The sequence below is a fragment of the Paraburkholderia caribensis genome (assembly GCF_002902945.1).
In the GTDB taxonomy this organism is placed as follows: Bacteria; Pseudomonadota; Gammaproteobacteria; order Burkholderiales; family Burkholderiaceae; genus Paraburkholderia; species Paraburkholderia caribensis.
Window position 1 is genome coordinate 1,166,447 of the sequence record NZ_CP026103.1, and the last position, 16,157, is coordinate 1,182,603.

Genomic DNA, 16,157 nt, shown 5'->3' on the forward strand with positions numbered 1-16,157 from the left:
TCAGGCCATCTCCGCAATTTCTTCGTCACGCGCGCCTTCGATCGTCCTGTAGCGCGCGTTCTCGATCCGCTCCACTTCGGCAGCAGGCACGTAATAGTCGACATCCTGATCGTAAGAGCGCGCGATAAACGTCGCGATCATGCCGATCAGCCCGACGATCGCGAACACCCACATGTGCCACACCATCGCGAAGCCGAACAGCAGGCTGAACGCGGAGATGATGAAGCCCGCCGCCGTGTTGCGCGGCATATGAATGTCTTCGTACTTCGCGGGCCTTGCACGCGTGCGGCCGGACTGCTTGTCGTCCCAATGCTGCTCGAGCGACGTGATGACGGGAACATGCGCGAAGTTGTAGAACGGCGCAGGCGAAGCCGTCGACCATTCGAGGCTGCGCGCATCCCACGGATCGCCCGTCAGATCGCGATACTGCTCGCGCTTGCGAATGCTCACCGCGAACTGGATCAGCAACGCGAGTATGCCCATGCCGACGATCACGGCACCCACCAGCGCAACGATCAGCCACGGATGCCACTCGGCCACCGAGTAGTGATTCATCCGGCGCGTCATGCCCTGGAAGCCGAGGATATACAGCGGCGTGAACGCGAGCCAGTACCCGACCAGCCAGCACCAGAACGCGACCTTGCCCCAGAACTCGTCGAGCGTGAAGCCGAACACTTTCGGGAACCAGTAGCTGATGCCCGCCAGACAGCCGAACACCACGCCGCCGATAATCACGTTGTGAAAGTGTGCGACGAGAAACAGGCTGTTGTGCAGCACGAAGTCCGCGCCCGGCACGGCGAGCAGCACGCCCGTCATGCCGCCGACGGCGAACGTCACCATGAAGCCGATCGTCCAGAGCGTGGACGTGTGGTAGCGGATGCGGCCGCGATACATCGTGAAGAGCCAGTTGAACAGCTTCACGCCCGTCGGCACCGAAATGATCGACGTCATGATGCCGAAAAACGCGTTGACGTTGGCGCCCGAGCCCATCGTGAAGAAGTGATGCAGCCACACGAAGAACGACAGCACGCCAATCGACGCCGTCGCATACACCATCGACTTGTAGCCGAACAGCGGCTTGCCGGAGAACGTGGCGATGATTTCGGAGAATGCGCCGAACGCGGGCAGAATCAGGATGTACACCTCGGGGTGGCCCCACACCCAGATCAGGTTGATGTACATCATCGCGTTGCCGCCCAGCTCGTTCGTGAAGAAATGCATGTCGAGGTAGCGGTCCATCGTCAGCAGCGCGAGCGTGCCCGTCAGCACGGGGAACACCGCGACGATCAGGATGTTCGTGATCAGCGCCGTCCAGCAGAACACGGGCATCTTCATCAGGTTCAGACCCGGCGCGCGCATGCGCAGAATCGTCACGATGAAGTTGATGCCGCTCAGCGTCGTGCCTAAGCCGGACACCTGCAGCGACCATATGTAATAGTCGACGCCCGTGGTTGGACTGTAGCCCAGCTCGGACAGCGGCGGGTAAGCGACCCAGCCCGTCGCCGCGAAGTCGCCGACGAACATCGAGATCATCACCAGCACCGCGCCGACAGCCGACAGCCAGAAGCCCAGCGAATTGACGAACGGATACGCGACGTCGCGCGCGCCTATCTGCAACGGCACGACGACGTTCATCAGGCCGAGAATCAGCGGCGTCGCCACGAAAAAGATCATGATCACGCCGTGCGCGGTGAAGATCTGGTCGTAGTGATGCGGCGGCAGATAGCCCGCCGCGTCACCGAAGGCGACAGCCTGCTGCGCGCGCATCATGATCGCGTCGGCAAAACCGCGCAGCAGCATGACGAGCGCGAGAATGATGTACATCACGCCGATCCGCTTGTGATCGACCGAGGTAATCCATTCTTTCCACAGATACGACCACTTGCCGATATACGTGATCGCGCCGAGCAACGCGAGGCCGCCCAGTATGACGACGCCGAGCGTGCCCATGATGATGGGCTCGTGATACGGAATCGCATCGAGCGTAAGTTTTCCAAACATATCCACTACTCCGATACCAAAGCTGCGTGTGAAGGCAAGCGGGCCGGCTTGACATACATGTCAGCGTTGGCCGTCGTACAGATCGGGCGGCCGGCCGCGTCACGCATGTACTGATAGACGATGCCGTCGAACAGTCCCGGCGCCACGTTGCTGTACAGCGTCACGGGGTTCTTTCTGCTCGGTTGCTGCAAGCTGTCGTAGGCCGTCACGTCGAGCGTTTGCGGCGACGCTTTTGCGCGCGCGACCCATGCATCGAAGTCGCCGCGGCTCGTGACGACCGTATCGAAGTTCATGTCCGAGAAGCCCGGCCCGCTGAACGCCGACGATCGGCCCGCGTACGTGCCCGCGCTGTTCGCGATCAGATGCAGCTGTGTCTGCATGCCGGACATCGCGTAGACCTGGCTGCCCAGTTGCGGGATGAAGAATGAATTCATCAGCGACTCCGCCGTCAGCCGGAAATCGACGGGCGTATTCACCGGCAGCGCAAGCTGGTTGACGGAGGCCACGCCGTAATCCGGGTAGATGAACAGCCACTTCCAGTTCAGCGCGACCACTTCGACGCGAACGGGCTTCACGTCCGATTCGATCGGCTTGTATGGATCGAGGCTATGCGTTGTCTTCCAGATCAGCACCGCAAGCGTCGCGACGATAATGCACGGAATGGTCCACACGACGACTTCGATGGCGGTCGAATGGGCCCACGTCGGCGCGTACTTCGCCTTCGTGTTCGATGCCCGGTAGCGCCACGCGAAGTACAGCGTGAGCGCGATCACGGGAATCACGACCAGCAGCATCAGCCCGAGCGCGATCAGGATCAGGTTTTTCTCCTGCTCGCCGATGTCGCCTTTTGGATTGAAAAGCACCATGCTGCAGCCGCCGAGCAAGCTCAGCGCGCCCGTTGCGGCGACGCGGCCTGCGCGTGCGAGTTGTCTGCGAATGGGATGGGAGCGGGGCCATGGTCCCGCTGCTTGGGGAGAACCCCCGTGTGTAGGTGGGTTGCGCATGCTTTCAGGTTGGTTGCCGGGTTACATAGCCCCATGCATCTATCCCCCAAACCGTCGTACACGCGCGAGCTTCCGCTATGGCTATGGCCTTGCGGCGGATACATACATAGGCTATGGCGGCGCATGCTAGAGTAAGACATATGCCATACATGCGCGACAAGTTGCCACACATGACTTCATCCTCGAAAAAACGCGCCGTGCGGCGCCCGGACTGGATCACGAACTTTTCGGACAACGGCAAGGCGCGCTATCTGCAGATCGTCGATCTGATCGAGCGCGCCGTCGCGAACGGCAAGCTGAATCCGGGCGACCGCTTGCCGCCGCAACGCAAGCTCGCGGAGATGATCGGTGTCGATCTGACCACCGTGACGCGTGGCTTTGCCGAGGCGCACCGGCGCAACCTGATCGAATCGCGTGGTCCGCTGGGCACGTTCATCGCGCCGCCTGTCGCGACGTTCATGCAGCAAGTCGATCTGAGCATGAACATTCCGCCGCCGCCCGCCGACCTCGACCTCGCCGTATTGCTCAGGCGCGGACTGTCGCAGGTGCTGGTGCGCAGCGACGTCGATCTGCTGATGACCTATCAGTTGGGCGGCGGCAGCGATACCGACCGCCAGGCAGGCGCGGCTTGGCTCAAGCCGATACTCGGGCGCGTGGACCCCTCGCGCGTCGTCGTGACGCCGGGTGCGCATTCGGCGCTCGCTGCGCTGATACTGGCGCTCACGAAGCAGAACGCGCCCGTCTTCGCCGAGCAGCTGATTTATCCCGGCCTGCCGCTCATCGCGCGGCAACTCGGCCGCACGCTCGACACCATCGCGTCCGACGAGCACGGCATGCGGCCCGACGCGCTCGATGCCGCTTGCTCGCGCACACAAGGCGGACTGATCTATCTGAACCCGACCATCCGCAACCCGACCGCGCAGACGATGCCCGAGCGTCGCCGCAAGGAGATTCTGGCCGTGGCGGCGCGCCGCGACGTGCCTGTCGTCGAAGACGATCCCTATTGGCTGTTTGCCGACCATCCGCCTGCGCCGCTCGCGAGTCTCGCGCCGCAGCAGGTGTACTACCTGTCCACCTTGTCCAAATGCATCTCGCCGGGCTTGCGCGCGGCGTTTGTCGTGCTGCCTGCCGCCGCCGGGCAGGAAGCGTTTCTGAAGGCGCTGCGCTCGCTGTCGCTGATGTCGCCGCCCCTCACCACCTCGCTCGTCACGCAGTGGATACTCGACGGCACGGCAGCGGATGTGCTCGCGGGGATACTGAAGGAATCGGCAGAACGCCTGCTGGCCGCAAACCAGATACTGTCGACGGTGAGCATGCCCGCGTCCAGCGGCGCGATTCATGTATGGCAACCCTTGCCCGCCCACTGGGCCGCGCAAAGCCTTGCGGCGGCGGCGAGCACCGAAGGTCTCGTGGTCGCGCCGTCTTCCGCGTTCTGTCAGACGGGCGACGCGCCGAACGCCATCCGTATTTCGCTTGGCGGCTGCGCGCGTCGCACGGAATTGACGTCGGCATTGCGCAAGCTCGCGGCGCTCGTCGAACGCAAGCCTTCTGCCGATGACCGCTTGCTGATCTAATGAATCTGCTGCGCTGAAATCATCGCCAACTGCTGCTGTACGAAACACGGCTACCCGCGAATAATCCGCTCAACGCGCTTCGAGCATTTCCTTCCTCCTTTTAACGAAGCGCGTTGGGATCACTGCGCGAGTGCCCGGGGCTTCGGCCTTCAACCCGCAGAGCTTGCAGCAACGATGTATCGAGCGTGGCAAGTACTGGACCCCGGCGCCCACAGGCGCCGGGGTTTTTTCATTGCGCCTCGCCAGGGCAACGGCATCCGCGCATTCGCGTCCCTGCGCGGCGCGCACCGGCTGCGTTCAAGCGTCGGCGTGCGCGGCGACTGCTACGTCATCCGCAACCCTGTTCAGCCGGCGCGTGCGCCAGCGTGCATACGCAGCCGTCAGCAGCGGAGCGAGCAGCGAGGTGACGATCGTCGATGCCGCGATCTGAGGCGTTGCGACCGCGACCAGTGCGCCGAGATGCGGATCGACGGCCGCGATCGCGGTAGGCGTCGCAACAGCGTTGCCCGCCGTCGTAGCCGACGCTACGCCGCCCACACCCGAGCCACCGAAAAGGCGCGATGCGATGACGTTGAATATCGCGCCGACCGCGAGCGTAATCAGACCAAGCACGATTCCCGACAAGCCCGCGCCGAGAATGGCGTGCAGATTGATTTGCGCACCGAGACCGAACGCAAAGAACGGAATCAGCAAATCGCCGCCTGACTTGAGGAATTTGCGCATGTCCGCGTCGATATTTCCCAGCACCATGCCGATGACGATCGGCAGCACGGTGGCAACGAGATCGAGAACGGGGATCTTCGCCAGCCCGGACAAACCCAGCGCGAGCATCGTCACGAACGGTCCTTCCAGAATCGACAGCACCGCAAGTGCGCCGCGGTCGACCTCGTCGCCGAACTGCCGGGTCAACGCTGCATACAGTCCCATGTTCGCATTGGTCACGGCGGCGATGATCGCCATGCCGGACAGGCCGAGAAATCCGTTCGCCCCGAATAGCTTGCTGACCAGCAAACCAATCAGCACACCGCTCGCGAGCTTGGCGAGCGTGATGGCGGCGCCGTTCTTCAGCGCACGCGGTGCCGTGCGCAACTGAATCTCGGCTCCCATGCACACGAAGAACACAGCGAGAATTGGCAGCGCGCCATGCGCGAGCTGGGTCGAGAAACTGCCGATACCCAATACCTTCGGTGCGAAGGTGTTGAGCAGGCTACCCCAAAGCAGCGGAATGACCATCATGCCGCCCGGAAAGCGTTCGATGGCCTGTTTGATTTTCATGTCGAGTCTCCTTGATCCTGGCACGGGTTCGACATGGCCCGGCCAGCATTTATCTTGCGGCGTGCGGCGCGCCGGACGCCCATGGCTCCCGCTACACCGCACGGATGCGCACGTGCCTTTACATCTGCGCACCAATCATCCAGGGCACGAATTCCTCGTTGCCGACGCCGAGCGCTTCGCTCTTGCTCTTGTGACCCGATGCAACGTCGATGATCATCCGGAAAATTTCTTCGCCCTTCTGCTCCACGCTCACGGTGCCGTCCATGATGTCGCCACAGTTGATGTCCATATCGTCGGCCATCCGCTTGTACATGGTCGAGTTCGTTGCGAGCTTGATCGACGGTGCGGGCTTTGCGCCGAAACAGGAGCCGCGCCCCGTCGTGAACACGACGAGGTTCGCGCCGCTCGCGATCTGTCCGGTCGCGCCCATCGGGTCATAGCCGGGCGCGTCCATGAAGACGAGGCCGTGTGTATCGATCGGCTCGGCGTAGCGGTACACGCCCATCAGCGGCGACGAGCCGCTTTTAGCAACCGCGCCAAGCGATTTCTCGAGAATCGTCGTGAGACCGCCCGCCTTGTTGCCCGGCGTCGGGTTGTTGTCGATGCTGCCTTTTTCGCGCTTCGCGTAGTCCTCCCACCAGTGAATTCGCTCGACGATCTTCTCGCCCACGTCTTTGCTCACGGCACGACGTGTCAGCAGATGCTCGGCGCCGTAGATTTCCGGCGTTTCCGACAGGATTGCCGTGCCGCCGTGCCGCACCAGCAGATCGACAGCGGCACCCAGTGCCGGATTCGCCGTGATGCCCGAATACCCGTCGGAACCGCCGCACTGCAACGCGATGTTGATGTGCGAAACGGGAACCGGCTCGCGCACGGCCTGGTTGGCGACAGGCAACATGTTTTTGACAGCGGCGATGGCGGCATCGACGGTCTTTTGCGTACCGCCTTCTTCCTGCATCACGAGCGGCACCAGCAGCGGCCCCGGCTCGACGCCCTCGGCGATGAACATCGCGCCCATCTGGTTCGCCTCGCAGCCAAGACCGATGATGACGATGCCGGCGAAGTTCGGATGCTTCACATAGCCGCCCACCGTACGGCGCAGTTGCTGGATGCCTTCGCCATGATGGTCGATACAGCAACCGAAGCTGTGCGTGATCGGCACGATGCCGTCGACATTCGGATACGCATCGAGCGCGCCCGGTTGCGCAAAGTGCTGCGCGACCAGCTTCGTGACGGTGGCCGAGCAGTTCACGGTACTGACCACGCCGATGTAGTTGCGGGTTGCGACGCGGCCGTCCGCTCGCCGGAAGCCGTTGAACGTGAGCGGCACGGGCGCGGGATCGACCTGCTTCATATCTTCGCCGAACGCGTAGTCGCGCGCGAAGTCGCCCATCGACATGTTGTGAACGTGCACGTGATCGCCTGCGCGAATCGGCTGCGTCGCGAAACCGATGATCTGGCCATAGCGCCGCACGGGCGCGCCTTGTGCAACGTCGCGGCAGGCAATCTTGTGTGCGGCAGGAATGTCAGCCGCGGCAACGAGATTGTCGAAATCAGCGAGAATAGTGCCTGCGCTGAGCGCGCCGCGCGCAATGAGCACATCGTCGATGTCGTGCAGTTTGATGGCGAGTGTGGCCTGGCTCATCATGTTCCTCCTGTTCCGGATTGTGGGTTGGGGCGCGTGACGCTCTCAGTTGAAGTGCGGAGCGTTTGCCGGCGCGGACTCATATTGCGGTCGGCCCAACAGGACACGCAAACTGGTCAGGCCACTTTTGATGGGGCTGAAAACGGGCCCTCCCCGCGTGGCGGATGAAGGATGAATCGTGGAAAGTCGTTTGAAAGCAAGGGGCGCATTGGCGCAGACAATCCGCCACATCGAGTCAGGCATTCAGGAAGGCCGCTGGCAGCCTGACGAACGCTTGCCCTCGGAACGTACGCTTGCGGAGTCGTTGGGTGTGTCGCGCGCGACGGTACGTGAAGCGATTGGACGCCTCGCAACCAAAGGTGTTCTGGAAACGCGACGCGGCAGCGGCGTCTATCTGCTGCGCAGCAAACCGGCGTCACTGGCGGCGCCGTGGCTTCAACTCATCGCCGATACCCCGCCGCTACGTTCCGAAACGCTCGAGTTCCGCCTGGTGTTCGAGTGCGCCGCCGCGCGTTTCGCCGCGCAACGTGCGTCCCACCGGGAACTCGAACGCTTCGAGGCGGTGCTCGAACGCATGCGCGACGCCGTGGCAGGTAAGGACGTCGACGAGGAAGCCACAACCGACGGTGAATTCCATACGGCGCTCGTTGCAGCATCGCAAAACCGGCTGCTCGATCAGTTCTATGCGAGCGTGATCGGCATGCTGCGCGAACACATCGCAAGCAACACGTACGACGCAACCGTCAACAACGCGAATGCAGCCGAGCAGGCACGCAGCCGCTTGCGCCAGCATGAATCCATCTACTACGCGATTCGCGAAGGCAATGCGGATGCCGCGCAACACGCGATGTACGTTCACATCGACTATGTAGGACGACAGTTCAACGTCTGAGCGAACCGCTGCAGTCGTTCTCAGCCACATGCGAATTTGTAAGCGCTGAAATGTGCAGTTACCAACTGCATAAGTTATTTCATCGAGTGCTGATTAAGATGATCTCCATGAATCCGTTAAACGGAAAAGTGGAGAATCAAATCATGAAACGCGCAGCGCTTGTCTTGTTGATGATTGGTAGCTTGTCGGTGGCCCAGCAGGCATCGGCGCACGGGCGCGGCGGCTGGGGCCGTGGCGGCGGCGTCGATGGCGGCGCCATCGTGGGGGCGCTGATCGGCGGTGCAGTGCTCGGTGCGCTCGTGACCTCGGTTGCCAATGCGCAGCCCGCGTACGCGCAACCTGTCTATCAGCAACCCGTGTATGCACAACCGGTTTATTCGCAGCCGGTTTATCCGCAACCGCCGTCGGGCGCTTGCTACGACAGCTATCAACGCGCCTATGTGCCGTGTCAAGGCGGCTACGGATATTGATCGAAGCGTCGCCGCGCCGAAGCCGCCCATCCAGCCTGCGAACATGGCGGCGTGCCGTTTCGCTATGACACGGCCGCCAGATCGATCTCGCAGGCGTGCGCCGCCAGTTCCGTGACGATCGTCGGGATGCTCGCGCCTGTGGGAAAGCATCCCGCTACGCCGCGCGCGTTCAACACCTGCCAACTGGCGCTGTCGATGTTCCCGCCAATCACCACCGGGATGCGCGTGCGCCGCTTGCGCAATGCGTCGAGCAGACCCGACACCAGTTCGACATGCGCGCCCGCCAACGACGACACGCCGATCACATCGACGTCGTACTTCAACGCCAGTCTGCATGCCTCCTCTGCCGACGCGAACATACCGCCCGTCGTGACGTCGAATCCCGCGTCCTTCAGTGCGGCAGCGACAACCCGCACGCCCCGGTCGTGGCCGTCCTGGCCGAGTTTGCTCAACAGGATACGCGGTGCCCGCCCTAGCCGCCTCGACGCCCGCAAGACGGCTGCACAAGCCGCCATCCATTCGGCGTCCGACGATTGAAGCTCGCCATACATCCGTGCCGATATCGGCAAATCCACCGTATGCCGCGGCCATACGGCTTCCAGTGCCTGCGTGCACTCGCCGACTGTCGCGCGCGCACGCATGCATTCGATCGTCAGTTCAAGCAGGTTGCCTTCGCCATCGCGTGCCGCACGTTGCAGCGCGGCGAGCGTGTCGCGCACGCGAGCCGCGTCGCGCGAGCGCTTCACGTGCGCGATGCGGCGCGCCTGTAGCGTACGTGTCTGCGCGGCATCCAGTGCTTGCGAAACGAGACGCTCGTCCGCATCATCCGTCGTAAAGCGGTTCACGCCCACGATCACGCGTTGCCCGCTTTCGATTTCCGCCTGCACGCGCAGCGCCGCTTCGTGAATGCGCGTGCGTACCCATCCTGAATGTATCGCCTCGACGACGCCGCCGCGCGCGTCGATCTCATCGAGCACCGTTCGCACACGGCTTGCGATATCGGCCGTGAGCGATTCCATCATGTACGAACCGGCCCACGGATCGACCACGTCGCAAACGCCCGTCTCGTGCTGAAGCACCAGCTGCGTATCGCGTGCGAGCCGCGAAGACTCCGCGCAAGGCAGCGCGAGCGCCTCGTCGTACGCATTGGTGTGCAGCGACTGCGTGCCGCCGAACACCGCCGCGAGCGCCTCGACCGTCGTCCGCACGACGTTGTTCATGGGCTTCTGCGCAGTCAGCGACCAGCCCGACGTCTGGCAATGCATGCGCAGCGCGCGACCCTTGTCCGACGTTGCGCCGCTTTGTGCGGCAATCTCCGACCACAGCAGCCGCGCGGCGCGCAGCTTCGCGACCTCGACATAGAAATCGGTGCCGACGCCGAAGAAGAAGCTCATGCGCTCGCATGCGTCGTTTGCGTGCATGCCGCGCGCGACGAGCGTGTCGACGTAGGTACGCGCATTGGCCAGCGTCAGCGCGAGTTCGAGCACGGCGTCCGCGCCCGCTTCCTGAAAGTGATAGCCGGAAACCGACAGCGCGTTGAAGCGCGGCATCTGTTGCGCGAGATACGCGGCCACATCGGCGGCGATACGCAGCGATGGTTCGGGCGCGAAGATGCCCGTGTTACGCACCATGAACTCTTTCAGGATGTCGTTCTGGATCGTGCCGCGCAATTGCGAGGCGTGAACGCCGCTTTCGTCCGCCGCGACGATGAAGGCGCCGAGCACAGGTAACACGGCCCCGTTCATCGTCATCGATACCGACACGCGCTCCAGTGGAATGTCCTCGAACAGGCGCGCCATGTCTTCGACCGTGTCGACCGCGACGCCCGTCATGCCGACGTCGGCGCTGACGGCCGGGTCGTCCGAATCGTAACCGCGCTGGGTCGGCAGATCGAACGCGACAGAGAGACCTTGCGCGCCTTCGGCCAATGCTGTGCGGAACGCAAGGTTCGTATCGGCGGCCTGCGCGTAGCCCGCGTACTGGCGTATCGTCCAGGGCTTGTCGGTGTACATCGAAGCGAACGGCCCACGTACGAACGGCGCTTCGCCCGGCATGCTGTCGGCATGCGCGACACCTTCGATATCCGCTCGCGTATAGACGCGCTTGAGCGGCACGGCGCGGCGGCGTGCGCGGCTCGTGCTCATCGGCGCCTCCAGTGCTTTTCCGTCGTGATGTCGGCGATCTTCATGCCGTCGCTCTTGCGGCTCACCTGCGTCCAGTGGCGGATACCCTGTTCGTCTTCCGCGCTGCCGACCACGCGCACGCTCAACGTATCGCCGACATCGACATTGCCGTAGTAGAACAACGACCGGCTCGCGATGATGGGCGGCTCGCCGAAGCGCCGCCATTGCCATTCGGCGCGATCGACAAAAGCCTGAAAGCTCGCGAAATAGAGAAAGTCCGCGCCATTGAAATCGCTATTCGGGCATGGCAGGAATTCGATCGGCTCGTCGGCCGCGGGCGCGAGATCCGGCATGGCGCTGCCGTCCGCGGCACGCAAACGCTTGCTCATCTGCATCATCTGCCATGCACGTTCGGGCATCGGCTCGACATCACCCGGCAGCGCCGCCAGCGCCGCGCGCGCGACGCAACGGTTGCTGCGCTGCTCGCCGCGCGAGACGAATGCCGACGACATCGACAGTTCCGCGATCTCCGTCTCGCCGCGCATGATGCGATGCGTGCTGAAATGGCGCACAGGACCCGTTCTGCACAGTGTGCTGCGAATCTCGAACGTGTCGTTTTCGCCGATCGTGTCGAGACCGCTCGTGTGCAAGCGTATTGCCGTAAAGGCCGCGTACGAGCGACCGCCGTTGTCGTCGTGAAAGTCGGTCTGCTCGCGGCCCGCGTGCGCCGCCAGCGCCTCCCAATGGCGATGCCCGCACTCCTTGAGCAACCAGTTTTCCGACAGCCCCGTGTAGCTCAGTTGCGGCATGCCCGCGCGATAGCGTTGAATCATGCTCACGCCGCAAGACTCGTCGACGTCGCGTCGAGGGCGGAACGGATCGTATCGACCACATGCCCGGCATCGCGCGCGATGCCCGAAAAGCGGCCCGATCCCCACGTATGCAGCCACGGCAGCCCGATGAAATACAGCCCCGCTTGCGGCGTGATGCCGCGAACATGCGCGGGATAGCCGCGTCCGTTGAAAACGGGCGCATCGATCCAGCTGAAATCCGGCCTGAAGCCGATGCACCATATGATCGACGTAATGCCGCTGTCCGCCAGGTCGAGCGACGTGCGCTCGCCTTCGGGTTGCCACACGGGTTCATAACGCGCACCGGCCGGCGCGTCGATGCCATGCTTCTCGATGAAGCCGTCGATGCTCGCGTTGATCCGGTTATACGTGTCGTCGGCGCTGTCGAGCGCTTCGATCAGATTCGGCGCGAATTGCAGGCGACCGTCGCGCAGATCGTCGAGCCTGCCATAGAGTTCCATGCCTTCGAGCGCAAAGCGCCGAAGATCGATATCCCGCCCGCCGTCGCGGCCCGTGACATAGTGATTCGTGTTGTCGCGCACGCCCTCGCGCAACGGATGCTGGTCGACGGGCATGTCGTAGTAGCGCATGTCGGCGAGCCAGTCGACCACATCGCGGCCGCGATAGAAGCGCGCGCAACGCGGCGCTTCGCCGACGGCCAGGTACACCTTGCGGCCCGCGAGATGCAGGTCTTCCGCGATCTGCGCGCCCGATTGCCCCGAGCCCACCACAAGCACCGCCCCTTCGGGCAACGCCTGCGGATTGCGGTAATGCGACGACTGCAATTGCACGATGTCGGCGGGCAGCCGTTCGGCCATGCGCGGCACGATGGGCGTGTGATAGCCGCCGGATGCCACCACGACCTGATCGGCCGTGAAGTCGCCGTTCGACGTCGACACCAGATACCCGCCCGACGCCTGGCGCCTGATCTTGCGGACTTCCGTATGTTCGAGCACGGGTGCATCGACCATCGCGATGAAGCCGTCCAGATACGCGATGATCTCGTCCTTCTTCATGAAGCCGTGCGGATCGCCGCCGCGATACGGGTAGCCCGGCAACGCGCATTGCCAGTTCGGCGTGACGAGGCAGAACGCATCCCAGCGTTGCGAGCGCCATGTATGCGTGACCGTGTGCTTTTCGATCACCAGGTGATCGATGCCCGCCTCTTTCAGGTAATAGCTGATCGACAGTCCCGCCTGTCCGCCGCCCACGACGATCACCGTATGGTGGGGAGCCGCGTTCGTTGCTTCGGGAGCGATGATGTTTGCGTTCGACATGATTCTTTCCTGCGTTCGGTTCACAAAAGTTCGACGACCTGGACTTCCGCATGCGGATCGGTGGCGAAGTGCTGCGCCTGCGCTTCGATCTGCGCGAGCTGATCCATCGCCGCCGAGCACGCGAAGCCATACTTCTCGCGCACGCGCTCGGAGCCGATATGCAGCGCCTCGCGCGCCCGCTCGACGAAATCCGCGAGGGCGTAACGTTGTCCGGCGATGAAGTATTCGCCGACTACCGTCGAAGGCGAGTAGCAGTTGGCCTCGCTGCCGTCCGGCCACTGGACCCTGAAGTGCATGACTGGCATCACGTTTCCTTTGATAGAGAGATTCAGGCGCCGAGCGCTTGCATGACGTGCTGCACGTGGCTCGCATACAGCGCGATGTGACGGCGAGCGCTTTCGTGCCAACTGAAGCGTGCAAGAAGCTCGGGTACGGCATGTTCGAAGTCGATGCCGCCGCGATCATGCAGCGCGCGGCGCAATGCATCGGCGATGCTGGCGGCGTCACGCGGCTCGGCCCAACAGCAGACGCGTTCATCCAGATAACCTGTGAACGGTTCGATCCGCGACACGACGACGGGCGTGTCCGCCGCCAGCGCTTCGAGCGTGACGAGACCAAAGCCCTCGCGCAACGACACCATCGACACGACGTCGGCGCGCCGCATCAGCGCCGGGATGGTTGCGTCATCGAGCGGGCCTGTGACGACAATCTGTTCGCCTTGTCCGATGCGCAGCCCCAGTTGTGCGGCGCGCGCGACGAAGCGGCGCGTATAGGCATCGTGATCGAGCAGACTCGCGCCGCCTGCGATCACGAGTTGCGCGCCGGTATGCGTTTTCCTGAGCAAGGCAAACGCCTCCAGCAGTTGCAGCGTGTTCTTGCGTTCCTCGATGCCACCCACGGCCAGTACGACCGGCTCGCCCGTCACGCCGAGCTTCATGCATACGTCTGGGCCGCCCGGGGAACGCCAGCGCACGGCGTCGACTCCGTTATCGACGACAGACGCGGCGACGCCATACTCGTCGCGAATCTTGCGTGTCCATGCATCGCTCACGCAAAACACCGCATCGGCGTCCGCGAACGCGCGTCGTTGCCACTCGTTGAGTTGCGCATCGTCGAAGGTATCGAGATGATGAATCGTGCGCACGAAGCCACGCACCGCGCCCGCTTCACGCAACTCCGCCAGCGCGTTGCCGCTGATGCTGTCCTGCGCATGAAGCACGTCGAAGCCGGAAGGGCCATCGTCAAGCAAGGCCGCTTTCAGTGCGTCGATCCGCGCCCGCACCATCGAAACCGTATCGTTGCCGTGGGCCGCGACGGGTGCGAGCACGACACGGCAAGGCGACGCGCGGAACATGGGCGCGCCGCCGGCGGACGGCGCGAAGATCGTCACGTCCTGCCCGGCTTCATGCAGTGCGCGGCCCAGTTCGAGCGTATGCACCACGCCGCCGCGCGGATTGACGGAATGCGTGAACAGCGCAATGCGCATCGCGGCGCCGTTCATGCCTGCGCTCCCACAGGCGCGCCGATGAACGCGCTGTCCCTGAAGCTCCACAGCAACGCCGAATCGCCCTGCTGCGCGAGCACGGCTTCGCGCGACGCATCCACGGTGCCGATCGTCGCGCATGCGAGGCCGCGTTGCGCGAAGCGCGCGAGCACCTCATCCACGTGCGCATCGCGTACCGAAAGCACGAAGCCGTAACTCGGAAACGCGCTGAGCCAGCGTTCGAAGTCCACCCCCTCCGGACGAGGGATTGCATCGAGATCGATGCGTGCGCCCACGCCCGAGCATTCGAGCAGCATCAGCGACGTGCCCAGCACGCCAGCCATGCTGATGTCCTTCGCCGCGTCGCACAGGCCGCTCTCCGCGAGTAGCGGCAGCAGTTCGAGATCGTCGCGCAGACGCCCGGCGGGCGCGCCCACGGACGCATTCCAGAACGGATACGGATCTTCGAAACGGCCGCGCAGATCGACGGCCATCACCAGACGGTCGCCCGGTCGCGCGTTGAAGCTCGACAGTAACGCGTTCGCGCGGCCGAGTATCGACACTGCAAGCTGCGCCTGCGCGCTGCGCGTGTTGCTATGTCCGCCGACAACGGGCACACCATACGCACTCGACGCCGCCGCGATGCCCGCGAGAATCTGCCCAGCGGCATCGAGCCCGTCGCTCCACAGCGCATCGACGACGGCGAGCGGCCGGCCGCCCATCGCATACACGTCGCTGATGTTGACCATCACACTGCTGTAGCCCGCGAACCACGGCATCGTCTCGACGAAATCGCTGACCAGCCCTTCGATCGCGAACAGCAGATAGCCGTCGCCATCGGCCAGCGCCGCGCAGTCGTCGCCCACGGCCACGGCTTGCGAAAGATCGCGTGCGCCGTTCGGCAAACGCGACGCCAGCGACGCCACCACGCCTGCGATATCCGTCTTGTGCCGGAAGCCGCGGCTTGCGCGCATCCGTTCGACCAGCGCCTGCAGACTCATGAGCGGCCTCGCGACGACGTGACGAAGCCGCTTTCCGGCGTGAAGCACGGCGGATAGTGCGCGAGGTCCGCTTCCATCAGATCGTGAGGCCGGCCGAACAGCGTTTCCTCCGCAACCGTCTGCCAGTGCAGGCGCCTGAACAGCGGCACGTTCTGACGCTGCACATGCGCGAGAAAGGTATCGCATCCCAATGCGTGCGCGCTGCTGACGGCAAGGCGGATCAGCGTCGAGCCGAGCTTGCCGTGCGAGCGGAACGCCGCATGCACGGCAAGACGCGAGCCGAGCCACGTGCGCGGCTGCGTTTCGTGAATCCGCACCGTGCCGACCACCTGCTCCGGCATCCCGGCAATGCAGCTCAGCGCGACCAGCAGTCTGGCGTGACGATCGATCTCGTCGCGGTCGTCGCCGACGAAGATGCCCTGCTCGACGCAAAACACCGCGCGCCGCAACGCATAGGCTTCGTTGCTTTCCCACGGCAGCGTCGCCCATTTCACGCGATACTCGGCGGGCGTGAAGTCGAGCGGCAATGCATCCAGTTCGTCGAATGTCTCGCAGAACATG

At 63.7% G+C, this 16,157-nt stretch carries 14 protein-coding genes; 3 read left to right on the plus strand and 11 right to left on the minus strand.

Going from position 1 to position 16,157, the window contains the following annotated elements; genetic code table 11:
• Complete coding sequence (gene cyoB, locus C2L66_RS34760; RefSeq protein ID WP_060610443.1) at window positions 1–2,001, minus strand: cytochrome o ubiquinol oxidase subunit I; 2,001 nt, start codon at window positions 1,999–2,001, stop codon at window positions 1–3.
• 5 nt (window positions 2,002–2,006) lie between these two features.
• Complete coding sequence (gene cyoA / locus C2L66_RS34765) at window positions 2,007–2,867, minus strand: ubiquinol oxidase subunit II (RefSeq protein ID WP_060610446.1); 861 nt, start codon at window positions 2,865–2,867, stop codon at window positions 2,007–2,009.
• A 308-nt stretch (window positions 2,868–3,175) separates the two neighbouring features.
• On the opposite strand from cyoA, the gene C2L66_RS34770 reads away from it, so the two are divergent.
• Complete coding sequence (locus tag C2L66_RS34770; protein ID WP_233445051.1) at window positions 3,176–4,579, plus strand: aminotransferase-like domain-containing protein; 1,404 nt, start codon at window positions 3,176–3,178, stop codon at window positions 4,577–4,579.
• 297 nt (window positions 4,580–4,876) lie between these two features.
• Here the strand turns inward: C2L66_RS34770 and C2L66_RS34775 are convergent, their stop codons facing one another.
• Window positions 4,877–5,854, minus strand: a complete 978-nt coding sequence (locus tag C2L66_RS34775) for a 2-keto-3-deoxygluconate permease (RefSeq protein WP_060608366.1) — start codon at window positions 5,852–5,854, stop codon at window positions 4,877–4,879.
• Window positions 5,855–5,972: 118 nt separating this feature from the next.
• Window positions 5,973–7,499, minus strand: coding sequence for a UxaA family hydrolase (locus C2L66_RS34780; RefSeq protein ID WP_054932323.1), 1,527 nt, complete (start codon window positions 7,497–7,499; stop codon window positions 5,973–5,975).
• A gap of 178 nt (window positions 7,500–7,677) precedes the next feature.
• On the opposite strand from C2L66_RS34780, the gene C2L66_RS34785 reads away from it, so the two are divergent.
• On the plus strand, window positions 7,678–8,391 hold the full coding sequence (locus C2L66_RS34785; protein WP_224099376.1) for a FadR/GntR family transcriptional regulator: 714 nt from the start codon (window positions 7,678–7,680) through the stop codon (window positions 8,389–8,391).
• Window positions 8,392–8,534: 143 nt separating this feature from the next.
• Window positions 8,535–8,861, plus strand: coding sequence for a hypothetical protein (locus C2L66_RS34790; protein ID WP_060610452.1), 327 nt, complete (start codon window positions 8,535–8,537; stop codon window positions 8,859–8,861).
• A gap of 62 nt (window positions 8,862–8,923) precedes the next feature.
• Here the strand turns inward: C2L66_RS34790 and scpA are convergent, their stop codons facing one another.
• Genes scpA through C2L66_RS34825 form a run of 7 tightly spaced genes read right to left on the minus strand, consistent with a single transcriptional unit; the run spans window position 8,924 to window position 16,156 of the window.
• Window positions 8,924–11,005, minus strand: coding sequence for a methylmalonyl-CoA mutase (scpA, locus tag C2L66_RS34795; RefSeq protein WP_060608369.1), 2,082 nt, complete (start codon window positions 11,003–11,005; stop codon window positions 8,924–8,926).
• Window positions 11,002–11,817 carry a Pnap_2097 family protein gene (locus tag C2L66_RS34800; protein WP_060608373.1) on the minus strand — a complete coding sequence of 272 codons (816 nt, stop codon included), beginning with the start codon at window positions 11,815–11,817 and terminating at the stop codon, window positions 11,002–11,004. Before C2L66_RS34800 ends, scpA begins: the two co-directional genes overlap by 4 nt.
• Window positions 11,818–11,819: 2 nt before the next feature.
• Window positions 11,820–13,112, minus strand: coding sequence for an MSMEG_0569 family flavin-dependent oxidoreductase (locus C2L66_RS34805; protein WP_060608376.1), 1,293 nt, complete (start codon window positions 13,110–13,112; stop codon window positions 11,820–11,822).
• A 20-nt stretch (window positions 13,113–13,132) separates the two neighbouring features.
• Entirely contained in the window at window positions 13,133–13,417 is a 285-nt protein-coding gene (locus tag C2L66_RS34810) for an MSMEG_0570 family nitrogen starvation response protein (protein WP_060608379.1), read from the minus strand.
• Between the two features lie 23 nt (window positions 13,418–13,440).
• Entirely contained in the window at window positions 13,441–14,613 is a 1,173-nt protein-coding gene (locus tag C2L66_RS34815) for an MSMEG_0565 family glycosyltransferase (protein ID WP_060608382.1), read from the minus strand.
• Window positions 14,610–15,596, minus strand: coding sequence for a sll0787 family AIR synthase-like protein (locus tag C2L66_RS34820; protein WP_060608385.1), 987 nt, complete (start codon window positions 15,594–15,596; stop codon window positions 14,610–14,612). Before C2L66_RS34820 ends, C2L66_RS34815 begins: the two co-directional genes overlap by 4 nt.
• Window positions 15,593–16,156, minus strand: a complete 564-nt coding sequence (locus C2L66_RS34825) for an MSMEG_0567/Sll0786 family nitrogen starvation N-acetyltransferase (RefSeq protein WP_035994141.1) — start codon at window positions 16,154–16,156, stop codon at window positions 15,593–15,595. Before C2L66_RS34825 ends, C2L66_RS34820 begins: the two co-directional genes overlap by 4 nt.
• Between the last annotated feature and the right edge of the window lies 1 nt (window position 16,157).